Raw genomic sequence first — 25,526 nt, 5'->3', positions numbered from 1 at the left:
CGCGGCCCGGGGTACTGCACCGGACCGCGGCGGCGTTTCCACGCCCGGAAGGCGCGGGTCAGAGGTTGCCGCGCTTCTCCTGCTCGCGCTCGATCGCCTCGAAGAGGGCCTTGAAGTTGCCCTTGCCGAAGCCCATGGAGCCGTGGCGCTCGATCATCTCGAAGAAGACGGTCGGCCGGTCCTGGACCGGCTTGGTGAAGATCTGGAGCAGATAGCCGTCCTCGTCGCGGTCGACGAGGATCTTCAGCTCGCGCAGGGTCTCCACCGGTACACGGGTCTCGCCCGCCCACTCGCCGAGGGTGTCGTAGTAGGAGTCGGGGGTGTCCAGGAACCGCACCCCGGCGGCGCGCATCGCGCGCACGGTGGCGACGATGTCGTTCGTGGCGAGCGCGATGTGCTGGACGCCCGCGCCGCCGTAGAACTCCAGGTACTCGTCGATCTGCGACTTCTTCTTCGCGATCGCCGGCTCGTTGATCGGGAACTTCACCTTCAGCGTGCCGTCGGCGACGACCTTCGACATCAGGGCGGAGTACTCGGTGGCGATGTCGTCGCCCACGAACTCCTTCATGTTGGTGAAGCCCATGACCTGGTTGTAGAAGCCGACCCACTCGTTCATCCGGCCGAGCTCGACGTTGCCGACGCAGTGGTCGATGGCCTGGAAGGTGCGCTTGGCGGGCGGCTCGACGATCGGGTCGGCGGCGACGTAGCCGGGGAGGTAGGGGCCGTCGTAGCCGGAGCGCTCGACCAGGGTGTGGCGGGTCTTGCCGTACGTGGCGATGGCGGCGAGGACGACGGTGCCGTGCTCGTCCCCGACCTCGTGCGGCTCGGTGATGCCGCGGGCGCCGTGCTCGATGGCGTACGCGTAGGCCGCGCGGGCGTCCGGGACCTCGATGGCGAGGTCGACGACCCCGTCGCCGTGCGCGGCGACGTGATCGGAGAGGAACGCGCCCCACTCGGTGGACGGCTTGATCACCGAGGTGAGGACGAAGCGGGCGGCGCCATTGGTCAGGACGTAACTCGCGGTCTCGCGGCTGCCGTTCTCCGGACCGGAATAGGCCACCAGCTTCATGCCGAAGGCGGTCGAGTAGTAGTGCGCGGCCTGCTTGGCGTTGCCGACGGCGAAGACCACCGCGTCCATTCCCCTGACCGGGAAGGGGTCGGCCTGCCGGGCGGTCTCGGGGCTGGTGTGCAGAGTCTCAGTCATGTTCGAAGGCTCTCCCCACATCGCAAGGTGCGCAATAGTTCGCGCATTCACTGGGCAAGCTGTTCAGCGCTTGGCCATGATGGCCGGACTATCTGTACAGGCTGACCACCGGAGGCGGGCCCATGGCGATCGATCATCTGGACGGGCGGCTCATCGTGCTCCTGGCGCGTGAGCCGCGGATCGGCGTCCTCGAAGCCTCCCGGCGGCTCGGGGTGGCGCGCGGGACCGTGCAGGCGCGGCTGGACCGTCTTCAGTCGAATGGCGTCATCAGGGGTTTCGGCCCGGACGTCGATCCCGCGGCGGTCGGCTATCCGGTCACCGCGTTCGCCACGCTGGAGATCAAGCAGGGCCAAGGGGCGGACGTACGAGCCCATTTGGGCGGGGTGCCGGAGGTGCTGGAGCTGCACACCACCACCGGCCACGGCGACATGCTCTGCCGTCTCGTCGCCCGCTCGAACGCCGATCTTCAACGGGTGATCGACCGGGTTGTCGGATTTGATGGCATTGTCCGGGCCTCCACGGCGATCGTCATGGAGAACCCGGTTCCGCTGCGGATCATCCCGCTGGTGGAACAGGCGGCCCAGGACACCGACTGACCTCGGAAAACGGGGGCAGTGAAGTCTCTGACAGCCTGAGCACCGACCGAGGGAGCGCCGTGTGAGCTTCTGGGAGTATCTGACCACCCGCCACCAGCAGCTCCTGACGGACGCGTTCCAGCACGTCAGTGCGGTCTTCCAGTGCATGGTCATCGCCACCGTGCTGGGCGTGGTCATCGGGGTGGTGAGCTACCGCAGCGGATGGGGCGGCTCGCTCGCCATCACCTCCACGGCCACCGTCCTCACCATCCCCTCCCTCGCCGCGATCGGTCTGCTGATCCCGCTGGTGGGGCTCGGTGTCGCGCCGACCGTGATCACCCTGACCCTGTACGGGCTGCTGCCCATCGTCCGCAACTCCATCGTGGGGCTGCGGGGCGTCGACCCCTCGCTGGTCGACGCGGCGACGGGCATCGGGATGTCGCGGATGGCGCGGCTGTGCCGGGTGGAGCTGCCGCTCGCCTGGCCGCCGATCCTCACCGGCATCCGGGTCGCCACCCAGATGCTGATGGGCATCGCCGCCATCGCCGCGTACGCCTCCGGGCCCGGTCTCGGCAACGAGATCTTCCGGGGCATCGCCTCGCTGGGCAGTGCCAACGCGATCAACCAGGTTCTCGCGGGCACGCTCGGCATCGTCGTACTCGCCCTGCTCTTCGACGCCGCGTACGTCCTGCTGGGGCGGCTGACCATCCCGAGGGGGATCCGTGCCTGAGACCGAGACCGTCTCCCCGGGGGAGAGCACCGCCACCTCCGGGGCCACCATCCAGCTGGAGAACCTCACCAAGAGGTATCCGGGCAGCCCGAATCCGGCCGTCGAGAACGTCTCCATGGAGATCAAGGCGGGCGAGACCGTGATCTTCGTCGGCCCGTCCGGCTGCGGGAAGTCCACCACCCTGAAGATGATCAACCGGCTGATCGAGCCCACCTCGGGCCGTATCCGGATCGGCGACGAGGACGTCACCGACATCGACCCGGTCAAGCTGCGCCGCAAGATCGGGTACGCCATCCAGTCCTCCGGGCTGTTCCCGCACATGACGGTCGCCGACAACATCGCGCTGGTGCCGAAGATGGTCGGCTGGTCCTCGTCCCGGGTGAAGGACCGGGTGGAGGAGATGCTCGACCTGGTGGGTCTGGACCCGCGCGAGTTCCACGGCCGCTATCCGCGCCAGCTCTCCGGCGGGCAGCAGCAGCGGGTGGGCGTGGCGCGGGCGCTCGCCGCCGACCCGCCCGTCCTGCTGATGGACGAGCCGTTCGGGGCGGTCGACCCGATCACCCGCGACCACCTCCAGGACGAGCTGATCCGGCTCCAGCACGAGCTGCACAAGACGATCGTGTTCGTCACCCACGACTTCGACGAGGCGATCAAGCTGGGCGACCGGATCGCGGTGCTGCGGGAGCGCTCGCACATCGCGCAGTTCGACACCCCCGAGGCGATCCTGACCAACCCCACGGACGACTTCGTCTCCGGTTTCGTCGGTGCGGGCGCGGCCCTCAAGCGCCTCAACCTCACCCGGGTACGGGACGTGGGCATCGCCGACTTCCCCACGGTGACGGTCGAGGACCCGCTCCAGACGGTCTTCAACAAGCTGCGCAACGGCCCGCACAACGAACTGCTGATGCTGGACCGCCGCAACCGTCCCTACAAGTGGCTGCGGCGCGGCGACCTGATGCGGGCGCGCGGTTCGCTGGCGCGGGCCGGGCAGCTGGTGCACGACACGGTGACCCGGGACGCCACGCTCCACGACGCGCTGGAGGCGGTGCTGACCGACAGCGGGGGCCGGGTCGCGGTGACCGGACGGCGCGGCGAGTTCATCGGGGTCGTCGACATGAAGACGCTGATGGACAACGTGCAGGAGCTGCTGGAGGCCGACCGGCTGACCGCCATGGAGCACCAGCACGAGCTGGCGGAGTCCCGCGTCCACCGGACGGAGCAGGAGCTGGAGGGGGGTGGCGGCGGAGTATGAGCCCCAGCCACCCGTCCGGTTCCGGCAAGGGCCCGGCCGCCCCGGCCCGGCCACCGGGCGAACACGACGTCAAGGGCCACGCCTTCCACGACGAGGAGAGCGACCCCACCCCCGCCCCGCCCGCTCCGGCGCGCCGGATCAGTGCGCGCAAGCTGCTGGTCCTGCCGCTGGTGCTGGTGGCGGTCCTGGTGATCACCTACATCTGGATCACCAACATCCATCTGGACTCCATCGCGAAGAACTCCCTGACCGGCGGCAATGTGCAGCTGCGCTGGTGGCAGCACGTCAAGCTGACGGCGATCTCCACCTTCTGGGTGCTGATCATCGCCATCCCGCTCGGGATCGCCCTGACCAGGCGGCGGCTGCGGAAGGCCGCCCCGGTGTTCACGGCGCTGGCCAACATCGGGCAGGCGACCCCGGCGATCGGTCTGCTGGCCCTGCTGGTGATCTGGCTGGGCATCGGTCCGCGTACCGCGATCATCGGGATCGTCATCTACGCGGTGCTGCCGGTGCTGTCCAACACGGTGACGGGGCTCCGGGCGATCGAGCCGAACATGATCGAGGCGGCCCGCGGGATGGGGATGTCCGGCCGGGGCGTCCTGCTGAAGGTGGAGCTGCCGCTGGCGGTGCCGCTGATCCTGGCGGGCGTCCGTACGGCCCTGGTCCTGAACGTGGGCACGGCGACTCTGGCCACCTTCGGCGGGGGCGGCGGGCTCGGCGACCTGATCACCTCGGGGATCCAGACGCAGCGGATGCCGGTGCTGATCATCGGCTCGGTACTGACGGTGGTGCTGGCGCTGCTGGTGGACTGGCTGGCTTCGCTGGCCGAACTGGCGCTGACGCCGCGCGGGTTGGAGGAAGGGTGAGGAGTACGCACGGTTTCCGGCGCCGGGTCCTGGTGGCCGCGTCGTTCCTGCTGCTGGTGGGCGGCTGCGGGCTGAAGAGCGGTTCGCCGATGGTGGACGACGTGTCGCCCGGCTCCCTCGGGCAGGGCGAACCGCTCAAGGGCGCGACGCTGACGGTGACGTCGAAGAACTTCAGCGAGAACATCATCCTCGGCCAGATGACCGGCCTGGTCTTCAAGGCGGCCGGGGCAGAGGTCCTGGACCGGACGAACCTGCCGGGGTCGATCAGCGCCCGTGAGGCCATCATCAACGGCGATGCCGACGCGCAGTGGGACTACACCGGCACCGGCTGGATCACGTTCCTGGGCCACGCGGACCCGATCGTCGACCCGAAGAAGCAGTTCGAGGCGGTCCGAGACGAGGACAAGGGCAACGGGGTGATCTGGCTGCCGCCGGCCCCGCTCGACAACACCTACGCCCTGGCCGTCAGTAAGAAGAACAACGCGAAGTACCGGCTGAAGACCCTCTCGGACGTGGCCGCCCTGGCGAAGAAGGACCCGGGCGCGGTGACGATCTGCGTGGAGAACGAGTTCGCCTCCCGGGACGACGGGCTGCCCGGGATGGAGAAGAAGTACGGGATGAAGATCCCGGCGGGCAACATCCAGAAGATGGACGCCGGGATCATCTACACCCAGGTCTCCGAGTCCAACTCCTGCCTGCTGGGCGAGGTGTACACCACCGACGGCCGGATCAAGGCGATGGACCTGGACGTGCTGACCGACGACAGGAACTTCTTCCCCAACTACAACGCCTCCCCCGTCGTCCACGAGGCCACCTTCGAGAAGTACCCGGTGATCGCGGAGCTGCTGGACCCGGTGGCCCGGAAGCTGACGACCGAGGTCGCGCAGATGCTGAACGCGAAGGTGGACGTCGACGGCGAGGACCCGCACGAGGTGGCGAAGGACTGGCTGCTGGAGGAGGGGTTCATCAAGGAGGGCTGAGGCGGAGGCCGGTCCGGCGGCAGAACCCGCGCACGAGCGCGTTGCAAAAAACCCTTGCAAAGCAACCTTTGCAACTCTACGGTGGGGCCATGCCCGAGAACGAGACCGCCCCCGCCGACGAGCCCCGCGCGGGCGCCGGTGCCGCATCCGGCGCCCGCGCCTCCGAGGGCCGGAAGATCCACAACGTCGACGCCCGCACCCTGCGCGCGATCGCCCACCCCCTGCGGCTCCACCTGCTGAACGCGCTGCGCGAGTTCGGCCCGGCCACCGCGTCCGGGCTCGGCGAGCGGCTGGGCGAGTCGAGCGGGGCGACCAGCTACCACCTGCGCCAACTGGCCGAGAGCGGACTGGTCGAGGACGCCCCGGAGCTGGGCAAGGGCCGCGAACGCTGGTGGCGCGCGGTCCACGACGGCTCGATGTTCGAGAGCGCCGACTTCCGCACCCACGCCGACCCGCAGGTGCGGGGAGCCATCGACTTCGTCCTGTACGAGACCGCCACCACCCACGCCCAGGAGCTGAACACCTGGCTGGGCACGATCAGCGACTGGTCCGAGGAGTGGCAGCGCAGCTGGGACCTGAGCGACTTCAAGATCCGCCTCACTCCCGAGCTGGCCCTGGAGATGACCCGGAAGATGCACGAGCTGGTGGAGAGCTACCGGGACCGCGTTCCGGAGGACACCGAGGGGTCGGCGGTCGTCCGCACCCACCTGCACGCCTTCCCGCGCCCCGCAGAGTGAGCGCCCCGCACCGACCAGGCCCACGGACCGAAGGGAACGACTCATGCACGCCGACATCCACCATGTCCTGCACACCGCCCGAGCGGCCGAACTGCACGCACGGGCAGCACTGCACGCACGGGCAGCACTGCACGCACGGGCAGCGGAGTCGCGCCTCCCCCGCACCCCGCTGCGCACCCGGATCGGCTGGACGCTGATCGAGGTGGGCCTCCGGCTGACGGCCCGGGGCACCCCCGCGGCCACCGCCGTCCGCACGGCCTGACGGGGGGGGCGGGGGGGGACGCGGGACCGGGGACGCGGACCGGGAACGCGGGACCGGCCGGGCGTCGAGCACCCAGGTGGTTGGGCGGCCGGGCAGGCAGGATCAGGACGCAGGCGGGATCCACAGCTGGGCGGGCTCGACAGCTGAGCGGGCTCAGCAGCTGGGGACCTTGCCGCCCTTCTCCAGCGCCTTCAGCGAGTCCACCGCACCGCCCAGCGTGGTGACCGGGATCAGCCGCAGCCCGGTCGGCCGCTCGGCCTCCGCCTGCCCGCACTCGGCCTTCGGCACGAGGAAGACGGAGGCCCCGTCGCGATGGGCGGCCTGGGTCTTCATGGACACCCCGCCGACCGGCCCGACCTTGCCGTCCGCGGTGATCGTCCCCGTACCGGCGACGGTACGGCCGCCGGTCAGATCACCGCCGGAACCGTCGCCGTCCAGCTTGTCGATGATGCCGAGGGAGAGGAAGAGCCCGGCGCTCGGGCCTCCGACGTCCCCCAGGTCGACCGCGACCTCGACCGATCCGGGCTCGCGGTCCAGGTAGTTCAGGGCGGCGTCGACGGCGACGTTCTGCGACTGCTTCATGTCGTCCAGATTGTGCTGCTCGATCTCCTTCTCCGAGCCCCGTGAGGGGTAGACGGAGTCCCGGGGCATGACCGCCCGGTCCGTACGGAACCAGCCGTCGATCAGCGCACCGATACGGACGTCCGCCTTCGGCCCGGTGGCGAGGATCGTCGTCATCCGCAGCTGCCCCTCGGTGGGCCGGGTCTCCGCACCGGTGACGGTGATCACCGGACGGCCGTCCTCCTTGCCCAGCACGTCGGCGGTCATCCCGGGCCGCGCCAGGGTGAACGGGAGCGGCGCGAGGGCCGCCGTACCGAGCAGGGCGAGGACGGGCAGCGCGCAGAGGGCGAGCGCGCGGGGGCGCGAGAGACGAGTGAGCACCCACCCAATCTAACCGGCGCGCTCCGCCGAAAACCCGCCAGGCACCGGCCCCAGGGGCGGGCGGCCCCACGGCGACGCTCAACGGGCAAGAGGCGACGGGCGACAGGCGGCGCACGACGGGCAACGGGCAACAGACAGCGGGCGGCGGGCGGCGGGCGGCGGGCGGCGGATCACCGTCCGCCAGGTGCCTGCCGGCTACCGCAGCGCGTCCGCCACTTCCCGGGCGGCGTCCAGCACGCGGGGGCCGACACGTTCCGGTACGGCATCGGCGAGCATGACCACGCCGACGCTGCCCTCCACGCCCGAGACCCCGACCAGCGGCGCGGCCGCACCGCTGGCTCCCGCTTCGAGCTCGCCGTGGGTGAGGGTGTAGCCGGGGTGGCCGGCGTCCGGTGTCTGCCGGGCGGACAGGATGGCCCGGCCCGCCGCGCCCCGGTCCAGCGGGTGACGGAACCCGGCGCGGTAGGCCACGTGGTAGTCGGTCCAGGTGGGCTCGACGACGGCGACCGCGAGGGCGTCGCTGCCGTCGACGAGGGTGAGGTGGGCGGTGGCCCCGATGTCCTCGGCCAGAGCCCGCAGCGCGGGCAGCGCGGCCTCCCGGACGAGCGGGTGCACCTGCCGTCCCAGCCGCAGCACACCGAGGCCGACCCGGGCGCGGCCGCCGAGGTCACGGCGGACCAGGGCGTGTTGCTCCAGGGTGGCGAGCAGCCGGTAGACGACGGTCCGGTTGACGCCGAGTTTGTTGGACAACTCGGTGACGGTCAGGCCGTGATCGGTGTCGGCGAGCAGTTTGAGGACGCGCAGTCCTCGGTCGAGCGTCTGGGAGGTCTCCGCGGTCACGACGCCCTCTCCTCTTCGGGGTGAGCGACGACGGCCGGCTCCGGCGGTTGCGACGCCGGTCCCAGCGGCGACGCACGAAGAGGCCGCCGGTCTGGCAGGCACCGGCTGCGCTCCGCGGCGGCGTTGCCACGGGGCGTTCATATGGCCGGGACAGTAGCGAGCCGGTCCGCTCAGCGGAAGTCCTCGTCCAGAATCCGGTCTCCGGATACGGGGGACCGGTACCGCCCGGACATAAGCGCCGGTCAGCGGCGCGCCGTCCGGAAAGCGAACATCTACGCGCGTTCACGTGTCACGACACCGTGGCGCCGCCCACGTTTCCGCAGGTGAACCAGCGTTAACGGCGGGTGAACGGAGCCTCGGAAATTTCCGGCGAGCCACCCGGGAGTTCGGCGTGACGGCGGCGCGGCCCGCACGGCGGAAGAACCCACCGTACGAGCCGCGGACGACCCACCGCACGGGCCGCGTACAACCCTCCGTACGGCCGCCGGGAAACAGGGAGCACGCGCAAGCCCGGGAGCAGAGAGCACGTGCCACCGGGACAGGGACGGTGGAGACGGAGGGGACGGAGGGCCCGGGTCACGTCATCCGGGTCGCCCACTCCTGGACCTTGGCGATGCGCTGCTGGATCTGGTTGGCGGTCGCCTCGGCGCTGGGCGGGCCGCCGCAGACCCGGCGCAGCTCGTTGTGGATGACGCCGTGCGGCTTGCCGCTCTGGTGGGTGTAGGCGGAGACCATCGTGTTGAGCTGCTTGCGCAGGCTCAGCAGCTGCTTGTGGGTGACGACGGGCCGCGCGTCCGCGGGCTTCTCCAGGAGGTCGGCGTCCTCCGCCGGCTTCTGGCGGCTGTGCGCGATCTGCCGGCTCTGCCGCTTCTGGAGGAGGAGCTGGACCTGGTCGGGTTCCAGGAGTCCGGGGATACCCAGGTAGTCCTGCTCCTCCTCGCTGCCGGGGTGGGCCTGCATGCCGAACTCGGCGCCGTCGTACAGCACCCGGTCGAAGACCGCGTCGGACTCCAGGGCCTCGAAGGGGAGTTGGTCCTCGGTCTCCTCGTCCTCCAGCCGCTCGGCGTCGGCGAGGAGCTTGTCCTCCTCCGAGAAGGGGTTCTCCTCGTCGCTGCCTTTCTTCGGCTTGTCGAGGACGTGGTCGCGCTCGACCTCCATCTCGTTGGCGAAGTCCAGCAGCATGGGGATGGTCGGCACGAAGACGGACGCGGTCTCGCCACGGCGGCGGGAGCGCACGAAGCGCCCGACGGCCTGGGCGAAGAAGAGGGGCGTGGAGATGGTGGTCGCGTACACGCCCACGGCGAGCCGTGGCACGTCGACGCCCTCGGACACCATCCGGACCGCCACCATCCAGCGCGACTCGTCGGCGCTGAACTGGTCGATCTTCTTCGAGGCGGCCTTCTCGTCGGAGAGGACCACGGTCGCGGACTGCCCGGTGACCTTCTTGAGGATCTTGGCGTAGGCGCGCGCCGACTCCTGGTCGGTCGCGATGACGAGCCCGCCCGCGTCGGGGATGCCCTTGCGGACCTCGGTGAGCCGCTTGTCGGCGGCGGCGAGCACGTTGGGGATCCAATCGCCGGTGGGCGCGAGCGCGGTTCGCCAGGCCTGGCCGATGGCGTCCTTGGTCATCGGCTCGCCCAGCCGGGCGGCGATCTCGTCCCCGGCCTTGGTGCGCCAGCGCATGTTCCCGCTGTAGCTGAGGAAGATCACGGGCCGCACGACGCCGTCGGCGAGCGCGTTGCCGTAGCCGTAGGTGTAGTCGGCGGAGGACCGGCGGATGCCGTCGTTGCCCTCCTCGTACTGGACGAACGGGATGGGGTTGGTGTCCGACCGGAACGGCGTACCGGTCAGCGCGAGCCGCCGGGTCGCCGGGTCGAACGCCTCCTGGCACGCCTCGCCCCAGGACTTGGAGTCTCCGGCGTGGTGGATCTCGTCCAGGATCACCAGGGTCTTGCGCTGCTCACAGCGGTTGCGGTGCAGCATCGGACGGACCCCGACACCGGCGTACGTCACGGCGACCCCGTGGTACTCCTTGCTCAGCGGACCGGCGCTGTAGTCGGGGTCGAGCTTGATCCCTATCCGGGCGGCGGCCTCCGCCCACTGCTTCTTGAGGTGCTCGGTCGGGGCCACGACGGTGACCTGCTGCACGACGTGGTGGTGCAGCAGCCACGAGGCGAGGGTCAGCGCGAACGTGGTCTTGCCCGCACCGGGGGTGGCGACGGCGAGGAAGTCGCGCGGCTGCTCCTGGACGTACCTCTCCATGGCGCCTTGCTGCCAGGCTCGCAGCTTGTTGGCGGTGCCCCAGGGGGCGCGGCCGGGGAAGGCGGGTGAGAGGTGGTGGGAGGCGGTGGTAGTAGTCACGGTCTCCGGTTCGGGGCTCTCGGGTACGTAGGGCGCTGCCGGCCGGACGCGGGCCCGTCGGACCCCGGCCGCGATACGACAACCGGGCCACCCTACCGGGGGCCCGGTTGATATCCCGTACGAACAAGCCGCGCCGGGGCCCGACGAGACGGTGTTCACATCGCGTCCCCGGCCCCGCCGTGGGGGCGTCGACTATTTCCCGCCGTGGGGGCGTCGACTATTTCTCCCGTACGAGGACCCGGGTCGCCACCCACGCCCCGACGAGCGCCACCCCGGCCATCGGCAGGAACACGGCGGCGAAGGCGCCCGGGTGCGAGCCGGCGGAACCGGAGTGCACCGCCCCGTGCGCGGCCGCGCCGACCGCTCCCCCGCCCAGTGCGGCGAAGGCGGCACCGCCGGAGGCCAGGAGCAGCACGTTGGAGAGCCCGTCGGAGATCTGGAGGGCGGCCGAGTTGGAGCCCGCGTCCTCGGGGGCGGACAGCTTCAGCAGGAGCACGCTGGTGGAGGCGATCACCATGCCCATGCCGAAGCAGCCGAACGCCCAGGCGACGGCCACGATCCACACCGGCACGGCCTCGATCAGCACGGAGGGGGCGGTGGCGATGGCGGCGGCGACCAGCACCATGCCGCCGACCATGAGCCGCTCCCGGTACGGTTCCATGCGCGGCCGGGACTGCAGGTACGAACCGAGCGCCCAGGTCGCCCCGCCGACGGCCAGCGACAGCCCGGCCATCGTCGGGGACAGGCCGCGCTGGGTGACCAGCATCAGCGGTACGAAGGACTCGGCCGCGATGAACGACCCGGCGGCGATCCCGCGCAGCAGCACCACGGCGGGCAGCCCGTGCCCGGCCCGTACGGTCCCGGCGGGCAGCAGTCCGCGGACGGCCGGCACCAGCAGGGCGACACCGAGCGCGGCGGGCAGCAGGGCGAGCCAGTTCAGCTCCTGGCCCGCGTACTGGAGCAGCCCGGCCCCCGCCGAGATCCCGAGGGCCAGCCGGATGCGGCGGCGGTCGTACGGGGCGGTGGCCGCGGCCGGGTCCGCGGGCCCGGAGGCCATCCGCCGGATCGCCGGGAGGGCCAGGGCCAGCGGCACCACCACGAGCACGGGGATGCCCACGAACACCCACCGCCAGCCGAGCCGCTCGGTCACCGTCCCCGAGGCGAGCGGTCCGACGACGGAGGGGATCACCCAGCTCGCGGCGAAGGCGGCGAGGATGGCGGGCCGGACGCGCTCGGGATAGGCCCGCCCGATGACCACGTACAGCGCCACGATCACCAGCCCGCCGCCGAGCCCCTGGACCGCCCGGCCGACGATGAAGACCCACATGGTGCTCGCCGCCCCGGAGAGCAGCAGCCCCGCGCCGAACGCGCTGATCCCGGCTGCCAGCGGCTGCAACGGCCCGCGCCGGTCGGCCCACTGCCCGGACAGGACCATGGCGAAGAGACTGGTGGTGAAGTACGCGGAGAAGGCGAAGGCGTAGAGCGGGATGCCGTTCAGCTCCCGCGCGGCGACCGGCATGGCCGTGCCGACCGCCGTGGCCTCGAACGCGATGAGGAACACCACGGACACGATGCCGATGCTGAGCGCCCGGTAGGTCCGCCCGAGGACCCCCTCGCTGCCCCCGTCTCCGCCCCCGTCGCCCGCCGGGGTGGGGTGGACCGCGGGCGGCTCGGATGGCGGATCGTCGGTCGGCGCGAGGCGCACGGCATCGTTGCCGTCACGCGGTACGGGGGCGGTCATCACCCCAGGGTAAGGGGCAAGAGCATGTGTGATCCCTGTCGATGTACGGACCTGGCCTGAGCCTTTGGTCGTAGGTCCGGGCCTCGGCGGGAGCGAGGACGGGGGCTGGGCGGCCGGGGTCTGTGCCGTTGTGAACGGCGTATGGCAGTCGCGTTGCGGTGGGCCCGGATCCCTTGAGCGGGCCGGAAAGCCGCCCGTAAGGTCGAGGACAAGCAGGACGCCAGGAACAGACGGGGACGGATCACCATCCTCGCCCCACCCCCGACCGTGTGCCCGAGAGGCTCAGGGGCTCGACTGCAACTCGAGTTACACCGGTTCGAATCCGGTCACGGTCTCCGAAGCGATACGTGAGTGGCCGCCCCGTGTTCGGGGCGGCCACTTGCGCGTACAGGCACGATCGTGAGCGCGGACGGAGTCTGCGTCGGCCCCGTGGGCTCACACGCCGGACTGATGGTGCGTCGGCGCACCCGATGCGGAGGCGGCAGCCTCACGCCGACGGGAACGCACCGCCACCACGGCAACCGCCCCGCCGACGATGACGGCGCCGCCGATCCCGAGACCGGCCCAGAGAGCCGTGCCACTCGCCCCGTCCGCGGCCGAACCGGCCGACTCCTCACTCCGACCGCCCCCGGCCGGGGACGGCTCCGGCGAGGGCGACTCGGATGCGGGTGCGGGCGCGGCCGCGGCCAGGTCGGGAAGCGGATACACGTCGGCGGGTCCGGGGTCGCCCGGGGTCTTGAGCGCGATCCGAGGACGGACGATGCCGTAACCGATCCCGTCGGACCGCTTCTTGCCACTGACGGGACCACCTGCGGTGTTCAGCATGACCCGCAGAACCTGGTTGTTCGTCCAGTCCGGATACTTGGACCAGATGAGGGCCGCCGAGGCGGAGGCGAGGGCTGTCGCGTCGCTGGTGCCGTGTGATTCGCACAGTCCGGTGCCTCCTCCACACGCATGAAGGATCTTGTCCCCTGGAGCCGCCAGATCCACCTGCGGTCCGTACTGCGACTCCGCTGTCCGCCTGAGGTTTTCGTCGACAGCCCCCACGCCGACGACACCAGGGGCTCCGCCCGGATATTCGATGCGATTGGCTCCTTCCGCACCGTTCCCCGCGGAAGCAAAGATCAGCGCACCTTTGCCGAGCGCGTACTTTACTGCGTCATTCAGCCCCTGCGATCCCGTAGAAACCCCGAGGGAAATATTGATGATCTTGGCACCGTGTTCGACCGCATACCGAATGGCGGCAGGGGCCTCTCTGTGGAATTTACTTTCTGCTGCTGCTTGATTCGCGGCACTCCCTGAGTCCGACACACGAATCGGCAGAATCTTCGCGCCGGGAGCGAGGCCGTAAGCACCATTACCGCCTCTGGCTTTTCCGGTGCCCGCGATGATCCCGGCCATCCCGGTGCCATGGCCGTTGTAATCAGTATGCTCATTTCCCTCGGCGTCAGCCTCCAGGTTCAGCCCTCGAAGCACCCTGCCTGCCAGGTCCGGATGAGAAGGGTCCACCCCTGAGTCGATTACCGCGACCGTTACGCCCGCACCAGTGCTCGTCTGCCACATCGACTCCGCTTTCATCACGTCGAGGTGCCACTGCTCTGAACGAGCGGAGTCCGCAAAGGCAGGCGCGGTCGAAATGCCGAGTAGGAGGAGAGCGAGCGCAAAGACTTGCACAACCGTCCGACTAGCTATGCTCGCTCTGCTTCCGCTGCTCACACCCATCTGCTTCCTCTGCTGTTGCGAACTGATCAGTCGATGACCGGGGGAACGATCCGTCGGCTTCCCTGCTGCCAGGTCTCCTCGTCCTCCGTGAGGTAGTCCGGCCTCGTGCCATCACTGCGACGCGATTGACGGTCCTTGGGAGTGGCGCCCGGCCCATGCCCCACCGGCGCGGCGCTTCGGCCGCCCTCGGGCCCACTCCGGACGAGTCCGGCACCACCGGGCGTAAACGGGTGTGCGCCCACAGCTCGACCAGCCTGCTGGGGGCGCCCGCCCACCACGCCTCCGCTCTCGCCCGCCAGTCGCCGACCGGCAACAGCGCCGCTCTGGGCTCCGCCGGCTCCCACACCTGGGCCGTGCGTCAGGGGTGCGCGACCGGAGTAAGCGCCCTCGCCTCCGATCACCGTTCCCCGCGGCAGGCCGACTGTCTGACGACCGGCGGTCGGCGGAACGGGCTTGCCGCCGAACACACCGCCAGGGCCTGTTGGCCGACCGGCTGCCGGGGATCCGCCCGGGTGCCCGGCCGCTCCCGCCACCGGCAGACCTGGACGCGGTGCACCGGTGTTTCTGCCTGCCCCCATGGTGGGCGCCTGTGCCCCGGGCCTGCCTGCTCCGACCGGCGGGAGCCCGCCCCCCACAGCGGACTGGAGCCCCTCCGACCTTCCGGACGGGGAAGGGCTGGGGGCGGGATGCGCAGGCGGCGTCACGGAGGTGTCCGGGAGAACGGCGACGCTGTCGATCTCCATGTCGACAGGACGCGCGACGGGGGCGGCCGACGGCGGCGTGTTCACAGCAGCCGAGACCGCGTGCGCGGATGGCCGTTCCACGTGGTCCGTATCGCTCGACGCGAACGCGGTGCGGCCGGAGGGGACGCCTTCGGTCACTCCCCCGGCGTCGCGGTAACCGCTGTCGTTCCTGCTCATCTCGGGAGGCGGCGCGATGCCTCCGGGCAACGGCGGAAACTCCGGCCGTTCCAGCTTGTTCAGCTCCGCCACCGACTGGTCGTACGTCTGCGACAGCTTCCGCATCTCCGCCGCCGCGGCCTCCCGCTCTCCGTTCAGCTTCCGGATCAGGTCTGCGGAGTCCGGGTCATTGCGGGCCTCCCGGGCGGCCTTGAGGCTGGCTTCGGGGTCGCCCTCGGGGCGGGGGGTCGCGGACTTGGCCTGGGCGATCGCCACCGCGGCGTCGCCGAGGCGCTTCGACGCTCCCTGGCTGAACAACCCGAGGCGCAACGTGGCGTTGGCCAGGTCCGCGCTCCAGGTGCGGAAGGAGTCGGCTCCCTCGCCCTTCCACTTCACGATCTGCGGGCGGACCTTCAGTTCCTCGCCGATCTTGGAGATCTCCTTGGCCGCGCTCGACAGGCGGTCGGCCACGCCCTGGACGGCCGTGCTGTCGGCCTGATCCAGCCAGGCCATCATCTGCTTGTGCGACATGCCGTCAAAGGATGTCGAACCCATTTCACTCCCCCGTTCGTACCGGTGATCGCCGCGTCGTCCCGGTCGGCATCAGGCGCCCCCGGTGTCGTCGGTCGGCGAGGGCTTCGGCGTGGGCGGTACCGGGTCGCCGTCGCCGGGCCGGTCGGCTCCGCCCCGGGACGGGTCGTACTCGCCGGGGTAGTGCTTCTCCGCCCCGGTCCTGATGGAGCGCATACGGGCGCGGATGTCCTCGTCGATGTTCTCGTAGCCCTTGTGCGATGCCAGGACCGCGATGCTCATGCCCTCGATGGAGTCCGAGAGCAGCTTCGACAGGGTTTCCAGTTCGCCGACGACCTTTTCGTAAGAGGTGAAAAGGCCCGCTGCCTCCGCCCAGGCGGCGTCGCCGAACTGGGTGGTACCGATGGAGAGTTCGCCGAGTTTCTTCGCGTCCGCCGGCGATGCCTTCAGATCGACCAGGATCTCGTCGATGCGGTCGCGGAACGTGGTGAAGGACTCCAGCTCGGTGTACAGCTCGCTGACCGCGCTCTGCGCCGCGGCGACGGCGCCTCCGATGAATCCCCCGATGAGGCCGGACTCGTCGGAGTCCTCTCCCGTGGCCACTGCGTCCTCCCCCGTTGCCCTGCTGGTACAGCTTCGAGGATCACTGTAGTCAGCGTCAGTGACAGCTCGCACCCTCCGATTGCAGGTGCAAGGCGCGTCACACCGCGCCAGGGGCGGTTATCAGCCAGTCAGGACTTGGGGGTCGCCACCGCCGCCTGGGGTCTGATGGGGAGCCGGTTCACGGGGCGGCCCGTCGCGGAGCGGACGGCGGAGGCCACGGCCGCCGGGGACGTGACGACCGGGACGGCGGAGGCCGGTTTGGCGCCGAAGGGGGCCACCACGTCGCGTTCCTCGACCAGTTTGACGATACGGATGCGGGGGGCGTCCAGGGCGGTCGGGAGCGCGTAGCCGGTCAGGTCGGGGTGGCGGATGAGGCCCTTCGCGGTGCGGAGGTTCTCGGTGAGGGCGGCGCCGATGCCCTGGGTGATGCCCGCCTCGATGCGGATCGCCAGCTGGGCCGGGTTCAGGACGCGGCCCACGTCCTGGGCCACCGCCATCTCCACCACGCGGACGGAGCCCAGCTCGATGTCGACGTCGACGACCGCCCGTACCGCGCAGAACGCGAGGCCGACGAAGGCGTCGCCCTGGCCGGACTCGTCCAGGGGCTCGGTTGGGTGGGGGCGGCACTGGGCGGTGGCCCAGAGCTCCTTGCCGTCCATCGCTTCGGTGACGGTGGTGGAGAGGACGCCGTCGTACGAGGTGATCTTGCCGTCGGCGATCTGGAGCAGTTCGGTGGACATGCCGAACTTGTGGGCCAGCGGCTGGAGGAGCTGGGTGCGGACCATCTTCGCCGCGCGCTCCACCGCTCCGCCGGAGACCCAGGTGTGGCGCCCGTGGGTCGCCGGGCCCGCGGGGGGCTGGTCCGTGTCGACCGCCGCCACGTGGACCTCTTCGACGCCCAGAGTCTCCTGGACGATCTGGCGGGCGAGGGTGGTGAAGCCCTGGCCGGTCTCGACCGCGGCGCAGATCACCGTGGCCACGCCGTCGTGCACCCGGACCGTGGCCGTGGAGACCTCGTCGGTGCCCTCCGCGCCGAGCATGTGGACCATGCCCACCCCGTACCCCACGCCCCGGCGTACCGCCCCCGGTTCGCCCGCGCCCTCGGGGCCGCCCGGCAGCAGCCAGTCCTCCTCGGGGGTGTCCTTGGGGAGGGCCGGGAGAGGCTGGTCGCGGACCGCGCGGATCAGTTCGGCCACCGGGGCCGGGCAGGTCACCGTCTGGCCCGTGGGCAGGATGTCGCCGGTGGACAGGGCGTTGCGGAGGCGGAGTTCGGCCGGATCGACGCCCAGCTTCGCGGCCAGCTTGTCCATCTGGCCCTCGTACGCCGCGCAGACCTGCATGGCGCCCTCGCCGCGTACGTGGCCGGAGGGCGGGTTGTTCGTACGGACGGCCCAGCCCTCGATGAAGGCGTGCGGGACGACGTAGGGGCCGCAGGCGAAGGCGACGGCGGCGGCCAGGGACTCCGAGGAGGAGTCGGCGTACGCGCCGGCGTCCAGCAGGATCTGGGCCTCCACCTTGACCAGGCGGCCCTCCGCGTCCGCGTGGTGGCGGTAGCGCAGGAGCGTGGGGTGGCGGTGGGTGTGGCCGAGGAAGGACTCCTCGCGGGTGGCGGCCAGCTTCACCGGGCAGCCGGTGCGCAGGGCGAGCAGGCCCAGCGGGATCTGGAACCCGGGGTCCTCCCGGTCGCCGGTCGCGCCGGGGACGCCGGTGACGACGATCTTGACCCGGTCCGGCTCCAGGCCGAAGCAGGCGGCGGCCAGGTCGCGGTCGGCGTGCGGGTCCGTGGAGGCGGTGTAGATCTCGACGCCGCCGTCGGGGCGGGGCACGGCGAGGGAGGCCTCCGCGCCGATGGGGGCCGGGTCCTGGCGGCCGATGCGGTACAGGCCCTCGACCACGACCTCGCCCGTCGCCTCGGCGTCGCCGTAGCGCAGGGGGATGTGGCGGATCAGGTTGCCGTCGGGGTGCAGGGGCTCGGCGGTGAACGCCTTCTCCGGGTCGGTGACCGGCTCCAGCACCTCGTACCGGACGGCGATCGCGGCGGCGGCCAGCCGTGCGGTGTCCGGGTGGTCGGCGGCGACGGCGGCGATCGGCTCGCCGTGGTGGCGCACCAGGCCGGAGGCGAACACCGGGCGGTCCACGACGTGGCGGCCGTAGTTGCTGTCGCCGGGGACGTCCTCGTGGGTGACGACGGCGCGCACCCCCGGCATGGCGAGGGCGGCCGAGGTGTCGATGGACGTGATGCGGGCGTGCGGGTGCGGGGAGCGCAGGACGGAGGCCCACAGCAGGCCCTCGGCCCAGAGGTCGGCGGCGTACGGGAAGGTGCCTTCGCTCTTGGCCCGGGTGTCGGCGGCGGGGAGCGAGGCCCCGAGGCCCATCTGCGGCTGCTCCTGGTCCGGTTCGCCGCCGGGTCCGCCGCCGCTCGCGTCGGTCCTGGGCAGGCTGGTGCTGGTCGCGTTGGCCGCGTCGCCGCTCACGCCGCCTCCTTGTCGTTCGTCCCGCCGGTCCGGCGGCGGGGAGCGGTGCCTGGGTTCGCGGGGTTCGGCCGGTGCGTGCCGGGTCGGGGCGCGTGTCTCACGGCGTGTCCCCCTCGTGGGGGTACGGCTGCTGTACGCCGCCCTCACCGGGCTCGGCCTGGTGCGGGATGCGCGCCTCCTCCGGGGCCGGGGCCGCCGCTGCCGCGCTCGCCTCGCGGCCCGCCACGACGTCCGCGACGGCGTCGAGCACGCCCCGGTAGCCGGAGCAGCGGCACAGGTTGCCGCAGAGGGCCGCGCGGGTCTCCAGCTCGGTGGGGGCGTGGTTGCCCTCCAGCAGGTCGTGGACGGTCATGGCCATGCCGGGGATGCAGAACCCGCACTGGACGGCTCCGCAGGCGGACAGGGCGCGCTGGACGTCGGACGGCTCGCCGTCGACGGCGAGCCCCTCGACCGTCCGCACCTCGCTGCCCGCCGTGGTGGCGGCGGGGACCAGGCAGGAGGCGACCAGGCGGCCGTCGACCTGGACGTTGCAGGCCCCGCACTCGCCCTGCGAGCAGCCGTCCTTGGCCCCGGCGAGGCCGAGGCGCTCGCGGAGCACGTAGAGCAGCGACTCCCCGATCCAGGCGTCGCTGACCGGGCGGTCCACTCCGTTCACATGGAGGACGTACGAGGCGGCGGGGTGTTCGCTGGGCGCGTCGGCGGGGGCGGGAGCGGGGGGCTGCGCAACTTCCGGGGAGACATCCGGAGCTGGTTCCTCGTCGGTTTCAGGGGCTGCCGATTCCGGGGCGGCTGCGGGGGCTGTCGCGTCCGGGCCCGCGGCCTCCTCGGCCGCCGCTTCCTCGGCCGCCGCGTCCTGGGGCGTTTCGGGGTCCGTGCCGGAGGGCACGTCCGGGGTCGTCGCTTCTGCCGTGGCCGCTCGCGGAGCCATCGGCTCCGGGGGCGCGTCCGCCGCCTCGGGGGCGGTCTCCTGCGGAGCCTCCATGGCCTCTGCGGCCTCCGTGGCCTCCGCCGACGACTGTTGTGCGGCCTCGTCGGCGGGCTCCGCCGTGTCCGCCGTGGTGGCCTCCTCGGCTGCCTCGGGCCGTGCGTCCCGGGGCGGCTCCGGGTCTGCCTCCGCGTGCGGGGCCTCGCCCGTGTCCACCGCCGCTTCGGGCCGCACGGGATCGGGGTCCGGCTGCGGTGTGGCCCAGGGGGCGCGGGCGCCGCCCGGCAGCGTCGCCGGCGGCGGGGTGTCCGTGTACCACCGGGGGGTGGGCGCGGAGGCCGGGAACTCACCCGACTCGTCCGGAAGCTCGCCGGTCGCGACCGGGATCGTCCACTGTCCGGTATGACCGGTGTGGCCCGCAGGGCTGGCGGAGGTGGAGTGGTCCGGCGCGCCCGGGTCGTCCGCCTCAGGCGCTGTCGGCCGGTCCTCCGCGACGACCTCGGCGAAGTTCCACTGGGCCGTGGCGTGCGACGTGTCGGCGTAGGGGCCCGCGTAGCCGTCCGGGAGGTTCGGGTCGGGCCAGCGCACCGCGCCGGACTCCTGGGCGGCACCGGGGTCCTGGGCGGCGGCCTCCCGGACGTGCTGCTCGGCCTGCGCCTGCTGCGCCTGCTGGGTCTGCGTCTGGAGCACCCAGCTGCCCGTCACCGCCGGATCGAGACCGGCCATCGGGGTCAGCGGCACGATCATCGGTGGGACGTAGCCGTGACCGGGGGCGGCCAGGGGGATGTCCGCCAGGTCCTCCGGCGGGAGCTGGACGAACGCCGTGGCGTCGGCCGCGGTGGCGTCGGCGTCGAAGCCGTCGCCGCGCGGGGTGGGCTCCCAGCCTTCGTAGCGGGGGTCCGGGCCCTCGGCGTACCCCTGCTCCCCGTGCCGGCCGGGGTGTTCCTCATTGCTCACGACAGTGCCCTCCCCAGTGCGCGTCGGGCGAGCGCGGCGACGGTGCGCCGCAGGTGCAGGACGGCCGGGGACAGCGGCGGGGCGTCCGACCCGTCGGCCGGTGGTGCGTGGTCGGGGATGCAGGCGGCCGCGACGTACTCCCCGAAGGCGGCCAGCGCGTCGGGGGTCAGGCCCCGTTCGCCGCCCCAGTCGATCAGCGAGGCGATCCAGCGCTCGGCCTCCAGCGGGCGCAGCGGCATCGGGGCGATCGCGCCGACCGCGCAGCGCACGCCGCGGCGGGCCGGGTCCAGCACGATGGCGACCGAGGCGGTGGCGCGGCCGGGGCCGGTCCGGCCGGTGGCCTTGAGGAAGACCTGCGGGGCGTGCAGCAGGGGGACCCGGACGAAGCCGATCAGCTCGGCGGGGCCGAGCATCTCGCGGCCCGCGAGCAGATGGGACACCGGGAGCTCACGGCGAGCGCCGCCGGGACCCGCGATGACCAGCTCGGCCTCCAGCGCGGCCAGCACCGGCAGGGCGTCGCCGGTCGGCGCGGAGGTGGCGATGTTGCCGCCGAGCGTCCCGGCGTTACGGATCTGGGGCGGGCCCGCCGCGCGGGCGGAGGCGGCGAGGGCGGGGATGAGGGCGGCGAAGTCGGGGCGGCCCATACGGGCGTGGGTGAGACCGGCGCCGAGCAGCGCGTGGCCGTCCTGGTAGTGCCAGCCGCGCAGCTCGCTGATCCGGCCGAGGCCGACCAGGGCAGAGGGGCGCAGGAGGCCTTTGTTGACGGCCGCCATCAGGTCGGTGCCCCCCGCGACCGGTACGGCCGCGGGCATGGCGCCCAGTGCCGCCACGGCCTCGTCGAGCGAGGCCGGCAGCGTCACCGACTGCGTCGCCTGCGGTGCGTGCGTGGTCAACCCAGCTGCCCCTTCCCGGTCTCCCTGCTGTCCCGCCTGTTGCGCCGTACGGTACGTGTTCACAGCCCGGACGTGGCAACTCTGGCACATCTTCCGACCGGACCGCCGCGAGGGTCCACGAAGGGCGGTTCCGTCCCTGACCTGGGGGATGATCCGGTTTCGCACCTCTTCGACGCCGAGGGTGAATTGCCGTTCTCGGACAGTCTTGTACGACTTATACGGTTCGGCGTCCGGGTTGCTTCCCGGCCCGGCACACGACGTCGGCCGCCGCCTCCCGTCGGGGGGAGGCGGCGGCCGACGGGGGCGGGTGCCCGGTTCAGACCACCGGCGGCGGCCCTTCCAGCGGGCGGCCGAGGACGCCGGGGCGCTGCTGCCAGGGCAGCGGGCCGCCGGGCGGGCGGTAGTCGACGCCGAGGGCGTCGAGGCGGGAGTAGTGGGCGCTCATCCGGGCGTCGAAGGCGGCGAAGTCCCGGTCGGCCGGGGCGGGCAGGGCGGACCAGGCGACCTCGGCGAAGGCCGCGAGGCGGGGGAAGACCTGGTAGTCGACGCGGGCCCTGCTCTGCATGACCTCCGTCCAGACGTTGGCCTGGGTGCCCAGGATGTGACGGGTCGCCGCCTCGGAGAGACCGGGCGGGACCGGCTCGAAGCGGTAGACGTCCTCCAGGGTGCGGATGAAGCCGATGGGCATCGGCTCGTCCGGGCCGCCGTCCTGACGGTGGTCCAGGTACACCTGCTGCTCGGGGCACATGACCACGTCGTGCCCGGCCTCCGCGGCCGCGATGCCGCCGCCGTAGCCCCGCCAGGAGGAGACGGCCGCGTTGGGCGGCAGGCCGCCTTCGAGGATCTCGTCCCAGCCGATGAGACGGCGGCCGCGTTCGGTGAGCCAGGTGTCGAAGTGCCGGATGAACCAGGACTGGAGTTCGTCCTCGTCCCGCAGGCCGAGGTCGACGATCTGGTTCTTGGCGGTGAGGGACTGCTGCCACTGGTCCTTGGGGCACTCGTCGCCGCCGATGTGGACGAACGGCGAGGTCTCGGCGGGGAACAGCTCCAGGACCTCTTCGAGGACGCCTTCGAAGAAGCGCAGGGTGTTGTCAGTGGGGGCGAGTACGTTCGGGTTGATGCCCCAGGTGTCCCAGACGGAGAGGGTGGTGGTGTCGATGACGTCGGTGTTGCCCAGTTCCGGGTAGGCGCTGATGGCGGCCTGCGAGTGCCCGGGGACGTCGATCTCGGGGACGACCCGGATGTGCCGCTCCGCGGCGTAGGCGACGATCTCGCGGATGTCGTCCTGCGTGTAGTAACCGCCGTGCGGGGTCTTGTCCCAGAGGTCGGAGAAGCGGTGGCCGTGCTTGGAGCGCGCGCGCCAGGCTCCGGTCCCGGTGAGCCGCGGGTAGCGCTTGATCTCGATGCGCCAGCCCTGGTCGTCGGTGAGGTGGAAGTGGAAGACGTTCAGCTTGTGGGCGACCATCAGGTCGAGGTAGCGCAGGACGTCTTCCTTGGTCATGAAGTGCCGTGCCACGTCGAGCATCAGGCCCCGCCAGCCGAACCGCGGCTCGTCCTCGACGACGACCGCCGGGACGTCCCAGGTGCGCCCCGGGGCGAGGGGCGCGCGCCGGAAGGCGTCCGGGCCGAGGAGCTGACGGAAAGTCTGCGCGCCGTGCAGGAGCCCCGCCGCGCCGCCCCCCGTGAGGCGTACGGCCCCGGGGGTCACGGCGACGCGGTACGCCTCGGGCGCGAGCGCCTCGTCGAGCGCGAGCACGATGCCCGCGTCGCCGGAGCCGGGTCCCGGGGCGAGGGGCAGCCCGGTGGCCGCGCCGACCGTGGTGCGCAGCCAGCGGGCGACGCCCTCGGTGCCCGGTGCGGCGGTGATGACGGTCGTCCCGTCGAGCGCGTACGGGCCGTGGGGCGCCCGGGTCAGGCTGCGCGGGGCCGGGATCAGGCCGAGCGCCGCACTGTCCACGGCGCCCCCGGCACCGGAAGCCGGGCCACCGGAGGCCGGATCACCGGAAGCCGGGCCACCGGAGGCCAGGGCTCCGCCCGTACCGGCCGTACCGGTCACCTCGGCCGCCCCGGTCGTCCCAGCCGTTCCGCCGGTCCCGGCTGCCCCCGCTGTCGTGTCCTCGGATGTCATGGCGTCAGTCCTTTACCGCTCCGCCCAGTCCCGAGACGAGGCGTCGCTGTACGAGTACGAAGAAGACGAGCACGGGGATGGTCATCACCGTGGAACCGGCCATGATCCCGCCCCAGTCGTTCTCGTCCGGCTTGAAGAAGACCAGCAGCGCCATGGGCAGCGTCGACTGGGAGGTGTCGCTGATGATGAACGACTTCGCGAACAGGAAGTCGTTCCAGGTGGTGATGAAGGAGAAGACGCTGGTCGCCACGAGCCCCGGGAAGACCAGCGGGAAGAGGATCTGCCACAGGAAACGGGTCCGGCTGGCCCCGTCGATGTAGGCGGCCTCCTCCAGGGCCTCGGGCACCGCCTTGACGAAGCCGCGCAGCATCCAGATGGCGAACGGCAGGGAGAAGGCGAGGTGCGGCAGGATCAGCGATCCGAGCGTGTTCAGCTGCCCGAAGTCCCGCATCAGGAAGAACAGCGGGATGGTGAGCGCCTCCACCGGCACCATCTGCGCGACCAGGAACATGATCAGCAGCGTGGTGCGGAACCTGAAGCGGAAGCGGGTCACGGCGGTGGCGGCGAGGAAGGCGACCAGCGCCGAGAGGATCACGACCGTGCCCGCCACCAGCAGGCTGTTGAGGAAGTAGCGGCCGAAGTCCTGCTGCTCGAAGACCCGCCGGAAGGAGTCGAGCGAGGGGGCGAGCGTCCAGGGGCGGGGGCTGGTCGACTGGACCTCCCCGGCCGGTTTGAAGGCCGAGAGGACCATCCAGTAGAGGGGGAAGGCGACCGCCACCGCGATCAGCAGGGCCGCCGCCTCGGCGGCCAGCCTGCCGGGCCGTTTGATCCGCGGCAGCCCGCGCCGGCCGCCGCCGCGTACGGGACGGTCGTGCGTGGCGGCTTCGCGCACGGGCCCGCCGGTCGTCGTCGCGCTCACAGTTCCTCCCCCTGGCGCCGCACCAGGCGCAGATAGACCAGCGTGACGGCCAGCAGGATCACCAGCATCACGACGCCGATCGCCGATCCCAGGCTGTACTGCGAGGAGGCGAACGCCTTCTGGTACGCGTACACGTTGAGCACCAGGTTCTGTCCGGCGATGCCGCCGCCGTTGGTCATGACGTAGATCTGGGTGAACACCTTGAAGTCCCAGATGATGGACTGGATGGTGACGACGATCAGGATGGGCTTGAGCATCGGCGCCATGACGGTGCGCCAGATCCGCCACTGCGACGCGCCGTCCAGCGCGGCGGCCTCCAGCACCTCGGTGGGAATGGCCCGGATGCCCGCGTACACGGTGACCATCACGAACGGGAACGAGCACCAGAGGACTTCGAGCAGGACGAGCGCGAAGGCGCTGTAGCGGCCGTACGTCCAGGAGAAGTCGCCGAGCCCCAGCACCTTGTTGACCGGTCCGAAGTCGGGGTCGAAGAGGAAGACCCAGACCGTGGAGCCGGTGATGGCGGGGGTGGCCCAGGCGCCGAGCGCGGCCATCATCAGCGCGAGCCGGGGCAGCGCGCGGATGCGGGTGAGCAGCACGGCCAGCGCGCAGCCGACGACCAGGGTGGAGACGACGCAGGCCGCGGCGAAGACCACGGTGGCCAGCAGGACCTGCCAGAACTGGCTGTCGTTGAAGAGGGTCGCGTAGTTGCCGAAGCCCTGGAAGGTGGTGGGTTCGCCGCCGCTGACCTGGGCCTGGGTGTACTCCAGGAACGAGATCAGGCCGAGCTGGTAGATCGGGTAGACCAGCAGTCCGGCGAGCAGGACGAGCGCGGGCAGCAGATAGAGCCAGGGGGTCCAGCCGGCCCGGCCCCGGGGCGCGGCGGACCGGCCGCGGCGGGGCGGGCGGGCGGCCGTGGGGCCGCCGCCCGCCGGGGACGCCTTCGCGGGCGCAACCTCGATCGGGGTGGTGGGGGTGGTCATCG

21 protein-coding genes and 1 tRNA gene are annotated in these 25,526 nt (G+C 71.7%); 8 read left to right on the top strand and 14 right to left on the bottom strand.

Translation table 11 applies throughout. From position 1 onward, the window contains the following. Positions 1-58: 58 nt before the first annotated feature. Positions 59-1,204, bottom strand: a complete 1,146-nt coding sequence (gene hppD, locus ACIRRU_RS07175) for a 4-hydroxyphenylpyruvate dioxygenase (protein WP_403677258.1) — start codon at positions 1,202-1,204, stop codon at positions 59-61. A gap of 122 nt (positions 1,205-1,326) precedes the next feature. On the opposite strand from hppD, the gene ACIRRU_RS07170 reads away from it, so the two are divergent. From ACIRRU_RS07170 to ACIRRU_RS07140, 7 genes are all read left to right on the top strand, one after another. Further along, on the top strand, positions 1,327-1,800 hold the full coding sequence (locus tag ACIRRU_RS07170) for an Lrp/AsnC family transcriptional regulator (RefSeq protein ID WP_363199757.1): 474 nt from the start codon (positions 1,327-1,329) through the stop codon (positions 1,798-1,800). A 61-nt stretch (positions 1,801-1,861) separates the two neighbouring features. Continuing rightward, a complete protein-coding gene (locus ACIRRU_RS07165; protein WP_363199758.1) occupies positions 1,862-2,509 on the top strand; it encodes an ABC transporter permease in 648 nt (215 codons plus the stop codon). Further along, positions 2,502-3,761 carry a betaine/proline/choline family ABC transporter ATP-binding protein gene (locus tag ACIRRU_RS07160; protein WP_403677255.1) on the top strand — a complete coding sequence of 420 codons (1,260 nt, stop codon included), beginning with the start codon at positions 2,502-2,504 and terminating at the stop codon, positions 3,759-3,761. The genes ACIRRU_RS07165 and ACIRRU_RS07160 overlap by 8 nt, the downstream gene beginning before the upstream one ends. After that, positions 3,758-4,627 (top strand): ABC transporter permease, encoded by an 870-nt coding sequence (locus ACIRRU_RS07155; protein ID WP_403677252.1) that lies wholly within the window; start codon positions 3,758-3,760, stop codon positions 4,625-4,627. The genes ACIRRU_RS07160 and ACIRRU_RS07155 overlap by 4 nt, the downstream gene beginning before the upstream one ends. Positions 4,628-4,716: 89 nt before the next feature. After that, the gene (locus ACIRRU_RS07150; protein ID WP_403677850.1) at positions 4,717-5,607 is read left to right on the top strand and encodes a glycine betaine ABC transporter substrate-binding protein; all 891 of its coding nucleotides are present in this window, start codon (positions 4,717-4,719) and stop codon (positions 5,605-5,607) included. Between the two features lie 89 nt (positions 5,608-5,696). Beyond that, positions 5,697-6,344, top strand: coding sequence for an ArsR/SmtB family transcription factor (locus ACIRRU_RS07145; RefSeq protein WP_403677249.1), 648 nt, complete (start codon positions 5,697-5,699; stop codon positions 6,342-6,344). 43 nt (positions 6,345-6,387) lie between these two features. Further along, positions 6,388-6,606, top strand: coding sequence for a hypothetical protein (locus tag ACIRRU_RS07140; protein ID WP_403677246.1), 219 nt, complete (start codon positions 6,388-6,390; stop codon positions 6,604-6,606). 153 nt (positions 6,607-6,759) lie between these two features. Here the strand turns inward: ACIRRU_RS07140 and ACIRRU_RS07135 are convergent, their stop codons facing one another. The 4 genes from ACIRRU_RS07135 to ACIRRU_RS07120 all read right to left on the bottom strand — a co-directional run bounded on the left by ACIRRU_RS07135 (position 6,760) and on the right by ACIRRU_RS07120 (position 12,490). Beyond that, positions 6,760-7,548: a S16 family serine protease gene (locus ACIRRU_RS07135; protein ID WP_403677244.1), complete on the bottom strand. Its 789-nt coding sequence runs from the start codon at positions 7,546-7,548 to the stop codon at positions 6,760-6,762. A gap of 195 nt (positions 7,549-7,743) precedes the next feature. Further along, positions 7,744-8,388 carry an IclR family transcriptional regulator gene (locus ACIRRU_RS07130; protein ID WP_403677241.1) on the bottom strand — a complete coding sequence of 215 codons (645 nt, stop codon included), beginning with the start codon at positions 8,386-8,388 and terminating at the stop codon, positions 7,744-7,746. A 576-nt stretch (positions 8,389-8,964) separates the two neighbouring features. Further along, entirely contained in the window at positions 8,965-10,749 is a 1,785-nt protein-coding gene (locus tag ACIRRU_RS07125; protein ID WP_403677240.1) for a DEAD/DEAH box helicase, read from the bottom strand. A gap of 217 nt (positions 10,750-10,966) precedes the next feature. Then, positions 10,967-12,490: an MFS transporter gene (locus tag ACIRRU_RS07120; RefSeq protein WP_403677237.1), complete on the bottom strand. Its 1,524-nt coding sequence runs from the start codon at positions 12,488-12,490 to the stop codon at positions 10,967-10,969. A 263-nt stretch (positions 12,491-12,753) separates the two neighbouring features. On the opposite strand from ACIRRU_RS07120, the gene ACIRRU_RS07115 reads away from it, so the two are divergent. Next, positions 12,754-12,825 (top strand) — tRNA-Cys (locus ACIRRU_RS07115). A 100-nt stretch (positions 12,826-12,925) separates the two neighbouring features. Here the strand turns inward: ACIRRU_RS07115 and mycP are convergent. The 9 genes from mycP to ACIRRU_RS07070 all read right to left on the bottom strand — a co-directional run bounded on the left by mycP (position 12,926) and on the right by ACIRRU_RS07070 (position 25,524). Beyond that, positions 12,926-14,212, bottom strand: a complete 1,287-nt coding sequence (mycP, locus tag ACIRRU_RS07110) for a type VII secretion-associated serine protease mycosin (RefSeq protein WP_403677234.1) — start codon at positions 14,210-14,212, stop codon at positions 12,926-12,928. 26 nt (positions 14,213-14,238) lie between these two features. Further along, positions 14,239-15,642 (bottom strand): hypothetical protein, encoded by a 1,404-nt coding sequence (locus tag ACIRRU_RS07105; protein ID WP_403677231.1) that lies wholly within the window; start codon positions 15,640-15,642, stop codon positions 14,239-14,241. 72 nt (positions 15,643-15,714) lie between these two features. Beyond that, entirely contained in the window at positions 15,715-16,245 is a 531-nt protein-coding gene (locus tag ACIRRU_RS07100; RefSeq protein ID WP_403677228.1) for a hypothetical protein, read from the bottom strand. A 128-nt stretch (positions 16,246-16,373) separates the two neighbouring features. Next, positions 16,374-18,719 (bottom strand): xanthine dehydrogenase family protein molybdopterin-binding subunit, encoded by a 2,346-nt coding sequence (locus ACIRRU_RS07095; RefSeq protein ID WP_403677226.1) that lies wholly within the window; start codon positions 18,717-18,719, stop codon positions 16,374-16,376. Between the two features lie 97 nt (positions 18,720-18,816). Beyond that, on the bottom strand, positions 18,817-20,601 hold the full coding sequence (locus tag ACIRRU_RS07090; RefSeq protein ID WP_403677224.1) for a 2Fe-2S iron-sulfur cluster-binding protein: 1,785 nt from the start codon (positions 20,599-20,601) through the stop codon (positions 18,817-18,819). Continuing rightward, the gene (locus ACIRRU_RS07085) at positions 20,598-21,494 is read right to left on the bottom strand and encodes an FAD binding domain-containing protein (RefSeq protein ID WP_363199772.1); all 897 of its coding nucleotides are present in this window, start codon (positions 21,492-21,494) and stop codon (positions 20,598-20,600) included. The genes ACIRRU_RS07090 and ACIRRU_RS07085 overlap by 4 nt, the downstream gene beginning before the upstream one ends. Positions 21,495-21,810: 316 nt before the next feature. Further along, complete coding sequence (locus ACIRRU_RS07080) at positions 21,811-23,622, bottom strand: beta-N-acetylhexosaminidase (protein WP_403677221.1); 1,812 nt, start codon at positions 23,620-23,622, stop codon at positions 21,811-21,813. A 4-nt stretch (positions 23,623-23,626) separates the two neighbouring features. Beyond that, positions 23,627-24,514, bottom strand: coding sequence for a carbohydrate ABC transporter permease (locus ACIRRU_RS07075; RefSeq protein ID WP_403677847.1), 888 nt, complete (start codon positions 24,512-24,514; stop codon positions 23,627-23,629). Positions 24,515-24,537: 23 nt separating this feature from the next. Continuing rightward, on the bottom strand, positions 24,538-25,524 hold the full coding sequence (locus ACIRRU_RS07070; protein ID WP_403677218.1) for a carbohydrate ABC transporter permease: 987 nt from the start codon (positions 25,522-25,524) through the stop codon (positions 24,538-24,540). Between the last annotated feature and the right edge of the window lie 2 nt (positions 25,525-25,526).

The sequence above is a fragment of the Streptomyces sp. NPDC101181 genome, from assembly GCF_044767975.1.
Taxonomy (GTDB): domain Bacteria; phylum Actinomycetota; class Actinomycetes; order Streptomycetales; family Streptomycetaceae; genus Streptomyces.
Note: the sequence above shows the minus strand (reverse complement) of the source record. Positions and strands in the feature narration are given on the sequence as shown.

Excerpts from the sequence above, each read along its gene's own strand:
- hppD (WP_403677258.1), bottom strand. The coding sequence starts at position 1,204 with ATGACTGAGACTCTGCACACCAGCCCCGAGACCGCCCGGCAGGCCGAC.
- ACIRRU_RS07170 (WP_363199757.1), top strand. The coding sequence starts at position 1,327 with ATGGCGATCGATCATCTGGACGGGCGGCTCATCGTGCTCCTGGCGCGT.
- ACIRRU_RS07155 (WP_403677252.1), top strand. The coding sequence starts at position 3,758 with ATGAGCCCCAGCCACCCGTCCGGTTCCGGCAAGGGCCCGGCCGCCCCG.
- ACIRRU_RS07150 (WP_403677850.1), top strand. The coding sequence starts at position 4,717 with ATGGTGGACGACGTGTCGCCCGGCTCCCTCGGGCAGGGCGAACCGCTC.
- ACIRRU_RS07145 (WP_403677249.1), top strand. The coding sequence starts at position 5,697 with ATGCCCGAGAACGAGACCGCCCCCGCCGACGAGCCCCGCGCGGGCGCC.
- ACIRRU_RS07140 (WP_403677246.1), top strand. The coding sequence starts at position 6,388 with ATGCACGCCGACATCCACCATGTCCTGCACACCGCCCGAGCGGCCGAA.
- ACIRRU_RS07120 (WP_403677237.1), bottom strand. The coding sequence starts at position 12,490 with ATGACCGCCCCCGTACCGCGTGACGGCAACGATGCCGTGCGCCTCGCG.
- mycP (WP_403677234.1), bottom strand. The coding sequence starts at position 14,212 with ATGGGTGTGAGCAGCGGAAGCAGAGCGAGCATAGCTAGTCGGACGGTT.
- ACIRRU_RS07105 (WP_403677231.1), bottom strand. The coding sequence starts at position 15,642 with ATGTCGCACAAGCAGATGATGGCCTGGCTGGATCAGGCCGACAGCACG.
- ACIRRU_RS07080 (WP_403677221.1), bottom strand. The coding sequence starts at position 23,622 with ATGACATCCGAGGACACGACAGCGGGGGCAGCCGGGACCGGCGGAACG.
- ACIRRU_RS07070 (WP_403677218.1), bottom strand. The coding sequence starts at position 25,524 with ATGACCACCCCCACCACCCCGATCGAGGTTGCGCCCGCGAAGGCGTCC.